This window comes from Streptomyces sp. JLBG701 (genome assembly GCF_058544905.1).
Map to the genome: position 1 here is coordinate 898,110 of NZ_CM178588.1, position 11,503 is coordinate 909,612.

The 11,503-nt window shown below is 72.1% G+C and carries 9 protein-coding genes and 4 pseudogenes; 7 read left to right on the top strand and 6 right to left on the bottom strand.

Features of this window, described 5'->3' with window-relative positions; translation table 11 throughout:
* Positions 1–140 precede the first annotated feature (140 nt).
* Together AC5DRG_RS04065 and AC5DRG_RS04070 are read left to right on the top strand one after the other, a co-directional pair.
* Positions 141–2,828 (top strand): bifunctional acetate--CoA ligase family protein/GNAT family N-acetyltransferase, encoded by a 2,688-nt coding sequence (locus tag AC5DRG_RS04065; RefSeq protein WP_491808102.1) that lies wholly within the window; start codon positions 141–143, stop codon positions 2,826–2,828.
* Positions 2,829–2,896: 68 nt separating this feature from the next.
* A complete protein-coding gene (locus tag AC5DRG_RS04070; protein ID WP_491808103.1) occupies positions 2,897–3,409 on the top strand; it encodes a universal stress protein in 513 nt (170 codons plus the stop codon).
* Here AC5DRG_RS04070 and AC5DRG_RS04075 read toward each other — a convergent pair.
* From AC5DRG_RS04075 to AC5DRG_RS04085, 3 genes and pseudogenes are all read right to left on the bottom strand, one after another.
* A complete protein-coding gene (locus AC5DRG_RS04075; protein ID WP_491808104.1) occupies positions 3,387–3,677 on the bottom strand; it encodes a 2-oxo acid dehydrogenase subunit E2 in 291 nt (96 codons plus the stop codon). The genes AC5DRG_RS04070 and AC5DRG_RS04075 overlap by 23 nt on opposite strands.
* 246 nt (positions 3,678–3,923) lie before the next feature.
* The gene (locus tag AC5DRG_RS04080) at positions 3,924–4,130 is read right to left on the bottom strand and encodes a hypothetical protein (RefSeq protein WP_491808105.1); all 207 of its coding nucleotides are present in this window, start codon (positions 4,128–4,130) and stop codon (positions 3,924–3,926) included.
* 223 nt (positions 4,131–4,353) lie between these two features.
* Positions 4,354–4,512: pseudogene (locus AC5DRG_RS04085) on the bottom strand (MBL fold metallo-hydrolase RNA specificity domain-containing protein); the annotation flags it as partial.
* Between the two features lie 248 nt (positions 4,513–4,760).
* On the opposite strand from AC5DRG_RS04085, the pseudogene AC5DRG_RS04090 reads away from it, so the two are divergent.
* From AC5DRG_RS04090 to hypE, 4 genes and pseudogenes are all read left to right on the top strand, one after another.
* Positions 4,761–5,875 (top strand): annotated as a pseudogene (locus AC5DRG_RS04090) (4Fe-4S dicluster domain-containing protein).
* Positions 5,872–6,330, top strand: a complete 459-nt coding sequence (locus AC5DRG_RS04095) for a Crp/Fnr family transcriptional regulator (protein WP_491808106.1) — start codon at positions 5,872–5,874, stop codon at positions 6,328–6,330. The pseudogene AC5DRG_RS04090 and the gene AC5DRG_RS04095 overlap by 4 nt, the downstream one beginning before the upstream one ends.
* Positions 6,327–7,068: pseudogene (locus AC5DRG_RS04100) on the top strand (FAD/NAD(P)-binding protein); the annotation flags it as partial. The gene AC5DRG_RS04095 and the pseudogene AC5DRG_RS04100, both read left to right, overlap by 4 nt.
* Before the next feature lie 107 nt (positions 7,069–7,175).
* Positions 7,176–8,206: pseudogene (gene hypE / locus AC5DRG_RS04105) on the top strand (hydrogenase expression/formation protein HypE).
* Between the two features lie 94 nt (positions 8,207–8,300).
* Here the strand turns inward: hypE and AC5DRG_RS04110 are convergent.
* The 3 genes from AC5DRG_RS04110 to AC5DRG_RS04120 form a co-directional block, all read right to left on the bottom strand.
* On the bottom strand, positions 8,301–8,723 hold the full coding sequence (locus tag AC5DRG_RS04110) for an Hsp20/alpha crystallin family protein (RefSeq protein WP_491808107.1): 423 nt from the start codon (positions 8,721–8,723) through the stop codon (positions 8,301–8,303).
* A gap of 108 nt (positions 8,724–8,831) precedes the next feature.
* Positions 8,832–9,431, bottom strand: coding sequence for an Rv1733c family protein (locus tag AC5DRG_RS04115; RefSeq protein ID WP_491808108.1), 600 nt, complete (start codon positions 9,429–9,431; stop codon positions 8,832–8,834).
* Between the two features lie 77 nt (positions 9,432–9,508).
* Entirely contained in the window at positions 9,509–10,231 is a 723-nt protein-coding gene (locus AC5DRG_RS04120; RefSeq protein WP_491808109.1) for a CBS domain-containing protein, read from the bottom strand.
* 333 nt (positions 10,232–10,564) lie between these two features.
* Between AC5DRG_RS04120 and AC5DRG_RS04125 the strand changes: the two genes are divergently transcribed.
* Positions 10,565–11,458: a universal stress protein gene (locus tag AC5DRG_RS04125; protein WP_491808110.1), complete on the top strand. Its 894-nt coding sequence runs from the start codon at positions 10,565–10,567 to the stop codon at positions 11,456–11,458.
* The last annotated feature ends 45 nt before the right edge of the window (positions 11,459–11,503 follow it).

Here is an 11,503-nt window from a genome sequence, read left to right on the forward strand (position 1 = left end):
CACACTCCCGGCAGGGCGGCAGGAGGGGCGATTCGGCCCTCGCGGGGGAGGTTCGGCCCTGCCGGCTGCCCACTCAGCCCATGGGCCGCCCTGGAGGCCGAGCCGGACGCTGGAGTCGAGGCCCGGAGGGGAGACGTGCAATGACCGACACCCGGCAAGCGCCGGTGCATGCCCTGTTGACGGACGGCACGACCGTTCGGATACGGCGGGCGGGTCCCGGTGACCGCGGCGAAGTGCTGCGGCTGTACGAGGAGATGTCGCCGGAAAACCAGCGGCTGCGGTTCTTCGCCGCCAGTGAGGCCTCCGCCCGCCAGTCCGCCGACCGCGCCGCCGACGCCCGACGCCCCGACTACTGCGCCCTCGTTGCCGAGCAGGACGGCCGTCTGGTGGGCCTGGCAGAGTACGACGCCCTGCCCAAGTCCCCCCAGGCCGAGGTCGGGATGGCCGTCGCCGACGACTGGCACCACCGCGGTGTGGCCACCCTGCTCCTGGAACACCTCGCGGATGCCGCCCGCGGTGCGGGCATCACCGCGTTCAGCGCCCGCGCCCTGGCCGAAAACCACGAGGTGCTGAAGGTCTTCACCGATCTCGGGCTGCGTGTGACTCGGCAGTTCGACGGTCCCGAGGTGTACTGCCTCGTCGAACTCTCCGAGGACGAGGCCTACTTGAGCGCCGTGGACGCCCGCGGCCGGCTCGCCGACATCGTCAGCCTGCGGCCGCTGCTGCGGCCCCGGTCCGTCGCGGTGATCGGCGCGGGCCGCAAGCCCGGCTCCCTCGGGCGCGCCATCCTGCGGAACATCTCCACGGGGTCCTTCACCGGGCGTCTGTTCGCCGTGCATCCGGAGGTCTCGCTGATCGCCGGAGTGCACGCCTATCCGTCCCTCGCCGCGCTGCCGCAGGTGCCCGAACTCGCGGTCGTCGCCGTTCCCGCGGCTCTCGTTGCGCAGGTGGCCGAGGAGTGCGGGGCCGCGGGCGTGAGCGCCCTGCTCGTCGTCACCGCCGGCCTCGACACCCACCAGGCCAGTGCCCTCAAGGGCGCCTGCCGCCGCCACGGGATGCGCCTGGCCGGCCCCAACTGCCTGGGCCTGGCCAACACCGAGGACGACACCCGCCTGGACGCGACCTTCACCGCCCGGCACCCGGGCGCCGGCACGGCCGGAGTCGCCGTGCAGTCCGGCGGGGTCGGCATCGCGCTGCTGGACGGACTGGCCCGGCTCGGCATCGGCGTCTCCAGCTTCGTCTCGCTCGGCGACAAGTACGACGTCAGCGGCAACGACATGCTGCAGTGGTGGGAGAGCGACGGACACACCGAACTGGCCCTGCTCCACCTGGAGTCCTTCGGCAACCCGCGCGCCTTCTCCCGCACCGCCCGCCGGGTGACCCGCACCATGCCGGTGCTCACCGTGGACGCCGGAAGGTCGCAGGCCGGGCGGCGCGCCGCGGCCTCGCACACCGCCGCCGCGGCCACCCCCACCATGACCCGGCAGGCCCTGTTCACCCAGGCCGGCATCACGGCCACCCGCACGATCGGCGAACTGCTCGACACCGCGGCTCTGTTGCTTTCCCAGCCCCTGCCGACGGGGACGAAGGTCGCGGTCGTCAGCAACGCGGGCGGCACGGGCGTACTGGCCGCCGACGCCTGCGCCGACGCCGGGCTCGTCGTGCCGCCGCTGCCCGCCGCACTGGTCGACGAACTGCTCACGCTCCTGCCCGACGGCGCCACCGCCACCAACCCCGTCGACGCCACCGCCGCCGTGGGCGAGGAACAGCTGCGCGCCTGCGTGGACCGCCTGGCCAAGCACGGTGCGGTCGACACCGTTCTGGTGGCCCTCGTGCCCACCGCGGTCGCCGTCGCGACCGGCGACGACCTGGTCCGTGCCCTCACCCACGATCCCGGCCCGCTACCCCGCCCCGTCGTCGCGGTCCTGCCCGCCCAGGCGGCCCGCGTCGAACTGCTCCAGTCCTTGGGCGACGGCAGTGTCCCCGCCTACTCCGACGCCCAGGACGCCGCCCGCGCCCTGGCCCACGCGGCCGACCGCGCCCACTGGCTCGCCCAACCTCCCGGGTCCGCAGCGGAATTGACGGATGTGGAGACCGAGCGGGCCCGGGCACTCGTCGCCTCGTTCCTGGACGGGAACCCGGACGGCGGCTGGCTGGACCCGCGCACAACCGCCGCACTCCTCGGCTGCTACCAGATTCCGCAGATCCCCTGGGCCTGGGCCCGCAACGAGGACGAGGCGGTCCTTGCGGCCGAGAGGCTGGCGGGCCCCGACGGGCGCGTCGTGATGAAGGCCCACTGGCCCGGACTGTTGCACAAGAGCGAACAGCACGCCGTCCATCTCGACCTGCAGAACGCCTCCCAGGTCAGGGCCGCCCACCGGGATCTGGTCACCCGCTTCGGCGACCGGCTGACCGGCGTGGTGATCCAGCCGCTGGCCGAGCGCGGCACCGAGCTGTTCGCCGGACTCGTCCAGGACGACGTCTTCGGCCCGCTGGTCCTCTTCGGACTCGGCGGAACCGCGACCGAGCTCCTCGCCGACCACGCCGGACGTCTCGCCCCGCTCACCGACCGCGACGTCCACGACCTGATCACGTCCCCGCGGTGCGCCCCGCTGCTCTTCGGATACCGCGGCAGCCCCACAGCCGACCTCGAAAGCCTGGAGCAGCTGCTGCACCGGCTGTCGCGGATGGCCTGCGATCTGCCGCAACTGGCGGAGGCGGACCTCAATCCGGTGCTGGCCGGGCGTCACGGCGTCTGCGCACTCGACGTCCGCGTGCGGATCATGCCACGCCATGCCCAAGACCCCTATCTGCGCCGCCTGCGCTGACCGGGTCCCGACCGCTCAGAAGGGATCAGCCATGCAACTCACGAAGATCGGCGCCCTCGGAGGACGCCATGACTCGACTCGCCGCCGGTAACTGCATCGTGGTGGGCGTCGACGGATCCGAGGCGTCCATGGCCGCGCTGCTCTGGGCGACCCGGCAGGCCCGGGCGTTGGAGGCGGACATCGTCGCCGTGCACGCCTGGGAGCCGGCCGAGCCCCGGCTCGCGCCCTATGCCCCTGCCTCCGCGCGTCCGACTGCCGCCGAGCAACGGGACCGGGCCGCGCAACTGCTCGCCTCGACGCTGCGTGAGGTGTTCGGACCGAGGATCGACAACGCCGTACGCGCCGTCCTGGTGGAGGGCCCGCCCGAGCGAGTGCTGGTGCACCAGGCGCGCGGCGCGCTGCTGCTCGCCCTGGGGCGCACGGCCCATGGACAGTGCGGGCAGCCCGCGATCGGCGCGGTCGGCCGCGCATGCCTGCGGAACGCCACGGTCCCCGTGCTGGCGGTGCCCGCCGCGGCCCGGCCTGTATCGCCACTCGGGGTTGCCGAGGCACCCCCTCTCATCCGGAGCGGCGCCGCATAGCAGGCGCGAATTGGGCCTGCGGCCCTCGGACAGGGCCAACGTGATCATTCGGCATCCGCTCGCGCGGCCACCCGAAGAGGTCGAAGCGCAGCGGCATGGCGTTCTCGACGAGGCGGCGGAGGTCCGCCATGAACCGGGCGGCGGGTGCGACGTCGATCAGGTTGTGGTCGAGGGTGACGGTGATGTCCAGCAGGTCGCGGGCCTCGATCCGACCGTCCACGACGCGGGGCCGACGGGTCATTCCGCCGACGACCACCTGCAAGGGCATCAGGGTGAGCAGGGCGTTCCCGAACCGCCGCCGGCGCCGGCGCCGGCGCCGAACATGACGACCGCCGTGACCGTGACGGTTCCCGCCCGCTGCCTCAGCCGTACGGACCTGGCGAGCAGGAGACACGGGCGTGCGGTGGTATTCCTCGATCAGAGTCCAGCGCTCGCCGTCCAAGGACGGCACACGGATCGGCGGATCGCTGACCGTCCCGAAATTGAGCCGGCCGCCCTCCGCAGCGATGCCCCCTCAGCAGTGGGCGGACATGCGATCGTCCGCAGTCGCCCGCCGGGGCGGTGTCGGCGATGACGTCGCCGGCGACCTGCCTGCCCGCCGGCGCAGCACGCGAACGGCGAGTGCGTCGAGCGCCGCGGTCAGGACGAACGTCACGCCCATGGCCGCGACCAGCAGGACCGCGAACCTCTCCCAGAACTCCGGTGTGAGACTGGTACCCATTGCCCTCGCTCCCTTCTGGTCGGCGTCTTTCCCTTCACTTCCATCCAACCCGGGTACAGAGCCCGGCGCATGAGCCGACCGGCCCGGACGCAGGTCTCAAGCGACCCTTGTGCCAGGCGCCTTCCGGCAGGCACGCGGGACGTTCGGCCCGTTCCCTGGGCCGACACCCTCCGGGCGGCCTCTCCCCTGCTGATCGCCGCCCCGGCGGACGCGAGACCCGCCGTCACCGATCGAGCACACGTTCTCCGGAGCTCGGCACGACGGCGTTCCAGCCCAGATTTCGGTCGATGCGCTCGCGCAGCGCCTCGGCCGCGTCGGGCTCACCGTGCACCAGATAGGTGGTGTGCGGGGCAGGAGCATCCCGCAGCCAATTGATGATCCGCGCGGCGTCGGCGGCCGAGCCCCTCCCGCCCCGTCATGGCGAGCGGGCGCCCGGACAGGCGTGTGCGGACTCCAGGACGACGGCGATGCCGGCGATTCGCGTGGAGACAGTCATGGTGCTGTTCGACCCCGGAACACCGTGCACAGGGGCCGATGGGCCCTCCTGACGGGTCTGGGCGGCCCGTGGTGTCCGGCCGGTTCCTGGCCCACGCTGGGATGAGCAGCCCCACGGAATACCGGAGGGGAACGATGACAGACAGCCTCACGACCGCCGTCCTGGACCGGAACGGGCTCGACGCCCTGGTCAAGCACCTGGCCGGTCAGGGACGTACCGTCGTCGGCCCGACCGTACGGGACGGCGCCGTGGTCCTGGCCGAGCTCGCCCTCGGCCGACCAACTGCCCTTCGGCTGGGCCACCGAGGTCGAGGCCGGCCGCTACCGGCTCGTCCCTCGCGAGGACGGCGCAGCCTTCGCGCACACTGCGGGCCCGTAGTCCTGGAAGACGTTCCTCCATCCGCAGCGCGAGAAGTTGTGGAGCGCCGACCGTACGGCCGACGGGCACCTGTCGGTCGTCGAGGAGCGTCCGGAGCCGGCGTCGTACGCCTTCCTGGGTGTGCGCCCCTGCGATCTGCGCGCCATCGCGTTCCAGGACAAGGTCCTGACCGGCGGCCGCTTCCAGGACAGCGGCTATGCGGCACGCCGCACCGGGGCCTTCCTGATCGCCGCCGAGTGCACCGAACCGGGAGCCACCTCCTTCTGCGTCCGGTCACCGTTTCCTGGTCCGCGTCGGCAGCGAGGCCGGGGAAGAGGTCCTCTCCCATGTCCCGCACCGCCCTGCCGACACGGGCACGCAGACGGCAGCCCGCGAGGCGGTGGACGGCGCCCGGGACCGGATGGGCCGGTCCATGCCGCCCGTCGGCCTGCGCACGCTGATGGGCGAGAGCCTGGCGGCCGACCGCTGGGACGACGTCGCCGCCCGCTGTCTGACCTGCGGCAACTGCGCCATGGTCTGCCCCACCTGCTTCTGCACCAGCACCGAGGACATCACCGACCTCACCGGCGACCACGCCGAGCGGTGGCAGCGCTGGGAGTCGTGCTTCGACCTGGGCTTCTCGTGTCTGCACGGCGGCCCGGTGCGCTCCTCGCCGCGAAGCCGCTACCGGCAGTGGCTCACCCACAAGCTCCCCACCTGGTACGACCAGTTCGGCAGCTCCGGCTGCGTGGGCTGCGGGCGCTGCGTGACGTGGTGCCCGGTCGGCATCGACATCACCGAAGAAGCCTCGGCGCTGCACGACGAGCTGAAGGCCAGGCTGCGCCACCAGGATCACCAGGAGCGACCGGAACAAAGGGAGACGAAGCGATGAAATCTGCCCCGACCATGGCCGCGGCCCTCCCGGCAGAGCATCGCGAGCGACTCATCCAGATCGCCCGTGAGGCCTCCTTCGAGACGGGCACCCGCCTCTTCGAGGAGGGCGGGCGGGCCGACCGGTTCTGGGTCGTGCGGACCGGCGTCGTCGCCCTCGACCTCCACGTACCCGGTCGCCGCGCCCCCGTCGTCGAGTCACTGGGCCATGGCGAACTGATCGGCTGGTCCTGGCACTTCCCGCCCTACGTGTGGCAACTGGGCGCAGAGGCCCTGCATCCGGTGCGCGCCTGGGAGTACGACGCGGTGGCAGTCCGTGAGATGTGCGCGCAGGACCCCGAGTTCGGCCGCTCCGTCGCCACCTGGGTCGGCCAGGTGGTCGCCCACCGGCTGCACGCGACCCGCATCCGACTGCTCGACCTGTACGCCCCCTACGGCAGCGGCGGGCCGTCATGACCGACGTCCCGCTGCCGTACCGGGTGACCCGGGTGCGTCGTAAGACCGCCGACACGGTCACGCTCGCCCTGACTCCGGCGGGCGCGGCGGGCTCTCGCGCACTTCTCTCCCGGGCAGTTCGCCATGGTGTACGCCTTCGGAGTGGGCGAGATCCCCGTCTCCGTCTCCGGCATCGACCACCACGAGATCGTGCACACGATCCGCTCCGTCGGCGCGGTGTCGGCGGCGCTGTGCGCCCTGAGTCCGGGAGCCACGGTCGGGCTCCGTGACCCCTTCGGCACCGGCTGGAAACCCGAGAATGCTGCCGCACAGGACCTGGTGGTCATCGCGGGCGGCATCGGTCTGGCGCCGCTGCGGCCTCTGGTGCGCGCCGCACTCGCCGCCCCGCAGGCTTACGGGCGGCTGAACCTCTTGGTCGGCGCCCGCACTCCCGACGACCTCCTGTACGCATCCCAGCTCCGGGCCTGGACGACCGCCCACGGCCCACTGCACTGCGCGGTCACCGTCGACCGCCCCACCACCGACTGGCGCGGCCACGTCGGCGTCGTCGCCACCCTGCTGAACAACGCCCGGTTCGAGCCCGGGAACGCCACGGCGTACGTCTGCGGCCCCGAGGTGTTGATCCGCTCGACCGCCCGCGACCTGCTCCAGCGCGGCGTTCCGGCCCATCGGATCCGCGTCTCGATGGAGCGCAACATGCACTGTGCCACCGGGCACTGCGGCCACTGCCAGCTGGGCGGTGCAGGGATTCGGCCCGGTCCCAGCCGATCACCGGGCCGTCCCGGCACACGGCGAGAGTGGGTGCGGTCATGTCACAACTCCCGTACCTCGCCGGGAAGGTGCGCATCACCCATTTCCTGGAGGCGTCCAGCGCCGTGGAGCCCGGCCCGTACGACCTCACGCTCGTCGAGGGGTCGGTCACCACGCCCGCCGACGCGGGTCGTATCCGAGAGATCCGCGCGCAGTCCCGGTTCCTGGAAAGCGCGGCCCTGCTGCCCGGCCGCCGGGAACTGGTGATGAGCACCGACAGCTTCGTCGTCAGTCCGCTGTTCTTCCCAGGTGGCGACATCGGCTCGCTCGCCGTCCACGGCACGGTCAACGATCTCGCGATGCGCGGCGCGTGGCCGCTCGCCCTGTCCGTGTCCCTCATCGTCGAAGAAGGGCTGCCACTGGAGGAACTCCGCGCTGTCCTCGGCTCGTTGGGAAAGGCCGCACAGTCCGCCGGAGTCCCTGTGATCACGGGGGACACCAAGGTCGTGGGGCGCGGCGCGGCCGACAAGCTCTTCATCAACACCACAGGCGTCGGGCAGCGGCATGGCTCCCTGTATCCGTCCGCCGCACTCGCCCGCCCCGGCGACGCCGTCCTGCTGTCCGGGCCGATCGGACTGCACGGAACCACGGTGCTGTCCACCCGCGAAGGGCTCGGCTTCGAATGCGACATCGCCTCGGACAGCCGCCCCCTGCACCGCCTGGTCCACGCCCTGACACCGCTCGGCGCACACGTCCACTCGCTGCGCGACCCGACCCGCGGTGGACTCGCCGCGGCGCTCAACGAGATAGCCCGCGACTCGTCCGTCGCCGTCGAGATCGACGAAAGCGTCCTCCCGGTGCCTGCGCCGGTCGCCTCCGCCTGTGACCTGCTCGGCCTCGATCCCCTGATCGTCGCCAACGAGGGATGCATGGTCGCCTTTGTCAGCGGCACCGCGGCCGACGAGGCCCTGGCCGCCATGCGCTCCGTCCCCGAGGGCAGAGCGCGGTCCGCATCGGAGAAGTGCTGCCGCAGGGACCGGGCGGACGGGTGACACTGCGCACACTGGTCGGCGCCCGGCGCGTGGTGGACATGCCGCTGGGCGAGCAGCTCCCGCGCATCTGCTGACCACGGCCCTTCAGAGGCTTCGACACACAGGTGTGCGCGGCCGGACGAACGGACCGGCCGCGCACACGGGGTGCGGCTCTGCGCCCGTGGGCGCTCAGACCTGCCGCACCGGGATGGTCCTGGTGCCCGCCTTCGTCTCCGGGACCGGGACCGTGATGGTCAGGACACCGTCCTTGTACTCCGCCGTCGCGTCGTCGCCCTTGGCCCCGGCCGGCAGCCGGACGGAGCGGGTGAAGGTGCCGTAGCGGAACTCGGTGCGGTGCTTCTCCGTGGTCTCCTCCGTACGCTCGGCGCGCAGGGTCAGGAGCCCTTCCGTGATGGTGATCTCGACGTCCTTGGCGGGGTCGATGCCCGGGAGCTCGGCCCGCAGCACGTACACCCCCTCCGCCAGACGCTCTTCGAGGCGGATACCGTGCGTCCCCGGAGCCGTGTGCGTCCCGGGGATTCCGGTCTCCACCCAGCCGAACAGGTCGGGCAATGTGGGCCAGCCGGGCAGCCGCTCGATCATGCCGCTCATGTCTCCCTCCTTCTTCCTCCTTCTCTGCTTCTCCACTTCCAGCGTCATCCCCCAGGGCCGGAACGTGCGTGGGCCTACCGGTCCCCTGCGCGCCCCGGTCGGCCCCTGTCAGCCGTTCATCCGCTTCCTCCACTGCGGGCCGACCCGCTCCCACTCGGCGTCCCACTCCGCCAGACACCGCCGGTCCAGCCCCCGGCGGACCAGCCGTCCGCACACCAACACCGCGGCTCCGGCGCTCAGCGCGACCAGAACGCCGGACAGCGCCGACTGCAGCCGCGCCTCCGTCACGGTGGGAGGCTTGGAAACCAGCGCGCCCGCCCGGTCGGTCCACACGGTGACCCGAGTACCGGCCGTGGTCCCTGTCTCGGCCTTCGCCCGGCCCGTATGCTTCAATCCGTCGGCAGTGCTCCAGCGCACCTTCACCCACACCTTGTCGCTGCTGGTTCCGGATATCACCGCCGGCGATTCCTCGGTGGCGTCCTCGGTCAGCACGGCCGAGACGGGACGTGCCTGCGCACGTCGTGAAGCGAACGTGTCGTCCATCGCCACGGCCGCCGCCTGACCCGCGAGCAGCCCGCCGAGCAGGGCGAGGATCCAGGTCGCGAGGACGATCCAGGCCTCCACCATGTCGCTGCGGCGCCGGAGGGGGCTGCGCCGCCACCGCCAGAACCGGACCTTCGTCGGCTTCGCACAACGTGCCGCCGTCATCCGTCTACACCTCCTTCGTCACCATCGAGGGCCGTTCAACAGCGGGCAGGGGCACGGTCGTCGCGCGCACCGGTGCGTCACGGGGTGCCGCCGACTCCCGAGGCCCGGGCCGTTTCCTCCCCACCCGGAGAGTCCGCGTCGAGGTCCGGTCGGCGGTCCGGTCCCAGGAGCGCGCAATCGACGTCCACCACGCCCTCGACGGCCCGCACCAGGCGTGCGGCCACCCGCACGAGCGTGGTGTCCCGAATGCGGCCGGTGAGGGTGACCAGGCCGTCGCTCACCTCCACGCGGATCGGCTCGATCGGCGTGGGGAAGAGGTAGGCGACGACCTCGCGGCGGACCTCCTCCGCGATCTCCTCGTCGTTGCGCAGGAACACCTTGAGCAGGTCGGAGCGGCTGACGATGCCCTTCAGCCGACCTTCGTCGTCGACGACCGGCAGCCGTTTCACCTTGTTGCGCGCCATGATCCGCGCGGCCTGCGCGAGGGACGCGTCCGCCGGGACGGTGATCGCCGGTGCGGTCATCAGCTCCTCCGCGGTCACCGCGCCGGCCTTCACCAGGCCGGACAGGCGTCGCAGCTGGCTGTACCGGTCCGGGTCGTTGTCGCGGAACTCCTCCTTGGCCAGCAGATCGGCCTCGGAGACGACCCCGACGACCAGGCGCTCGCCTTCCAGCACGGGCAGGGCGCTGACCTTCCACTGCTGCATGGTCTTCACGATGTCCTTGAACGTCGCACCGCGGCCCAGGGCGACGACAGTGCCAGTCATGACATCGCTGACGATGTGCGGGGTGCCGTGCATGGTGTCCTCCGATTGTGCTCAGGTACGGACCGAAGTGACGAGGACGTTCACCCGGGGATTCCGCTGCCGTGGGGGCATCCAGAGTGATCGGCGCGCCCGCCCCCGTCGAACAGGTAGCCGCCGGCACACGACGCCCTGCCTCCAGACTCGGTCACGGGTTCGCGGAAAGCATGGGCCGAGTGGGCCCTGGCAAGGGTCCGGTGGGCTCTCCGGGCCGTTCGGCCCCGTGGAAGGGACGCGCAGCCCCTGCCCTGCCGGTCTTCCCGCGGCGATCCTGATGGTGCAGGGGTCCGCCGGAAAGTGTGCGGGCACCGATCCGGGGAGGTGTTGGCCGTGCTTCGCCCTGTTGTCGTGGGACTGGACGGTTCGCGTGAGAGCCTCGCCGCCGCCGACTGGGCGGCCCGGGAGGCGCTGAGGCGTGGCTTGCCGTTGCGCCTGGTGCACGCGTGGGCGGGCGGTATGGCGCCCGCCGAGACGGAGCTGCCCGAGCTGGAGGCGCCGCGCAACTGGGCGCGGCGGATCCTGCGCGGTGGCATGGACCAGATCAACGAACGTTATCCGCAGGTCTATCTGAGCGCGGACCAGATCTCCCGACCCGCGGCCGACGCCCTGGTCGCGGCGGGCGACGAGTCCGAGCTGCTGGTCCTGGGCAGCCGGGCGTTCAGCGGCTTCGGCGGGTTCATGGCCGGTTCGGTGGCGCTGGCGACGGTGGCCCATGTGGCGCGTCCCGTCATGCTCGTGCGGGCCGATCAGAGCATCGAGAACGAGCACGAGCCGGACGCGGAGGGGCAGCCCTCGGCTCACACGCCGTACCGCGCTGTCGTGGTCGGTGTGGATCCGGCGTCTCCGTGCGAGGAGGTGCTGGCGTTCGCCTTCGAGAGCGCGACGCTGCGTTCCGCTCCACTGCGGGTTGTGTACACGTGGCAGCTGCCGTACATGCCCAAGGCGGCGGAGGCGAAGGCACGGAAGGCAGTCGGGGAGGCCGCCGGGCGGGCGCTGGAAACCGTGCTCGGGCCGTGGCGGGAGAAGTACTCCGCGGTGGAGGTCACCGAGCTCGTGGAGGAGGGGCGTCCGGCGCAGCGGCTGCTGGAGGCCACGCAGGATGCCGGTCTGCTGGTCGTGGGCCGCAGGATCCGGCCGGCCAAGATCGGCATGCACACCGGGCCGGTCGCGCACGCGGTGATGCACCACGTCCGTTGCCCGGTCGCGATCGTGCCGCACGCATGAGCCACCGCCCGGGTGAGTCGTCCTTCCCGGTCCGCCCGACAGGGG

Coding starts and splice junctions, on each gene's coding strand:
- AC5DRG_RS04065 (WP_491808102.1), top strand. CDS start 141: ATGACCGACACCCGGCAAGCGCCGGTGCATGCCCTGTTGACGGACGGC.
- AC5DRG_RS04070 (WP_491808103.1), top strand. CDS start 2,897: ATGACTCGACTCGCCGCCGGTAACTGCATCGTGGTGGGCGTCGACGGA.
- AC5DRG_RS04075 (WP_491808104.1), bottom strand. CDS start 3,677: ATGCCCTTGCAGGTGGTCGTCGGCGGAATGACCCGTCGGCCCCGCGTC.
- AC5DRG_RS04080 (WP_491808105.1), bottom strand. CDS start 4,130: ATGGGTACCAGTCTCACACCGGAGTTCTGGGAGAGGTTCGCGGTCCTG.
- AC5DRG_RS04095 (WP_491808106.1), top strand. CDS start 5,872: ATGAAATCTGCCCCGACCATGGCCGCGGCCCTCCCGGCAGAGCATCGC.
- AC5DRG_RS04110 (WP_491808107.1), bottom strand. CDS start 8,723: ATGAGCGGCATGATCGAGCGGCTGCCCGGCTGGCCCACATTGCCCGAC.
- AC5DRG_RS04115 (WP_491808108.1), bottom strand. CDS start 9,431: ATGACGGCGGCACGTTGTGCGAAGCCGACGAAGGTCCGGTTCTGGCGG.
- AC5DRG_RS04120 (WP_491808109.1), bottom strand. CDS start 10,231: ATGCACGGCACCCCGCACATCGTCAGCGATGTCATGACTGGCACTGTC.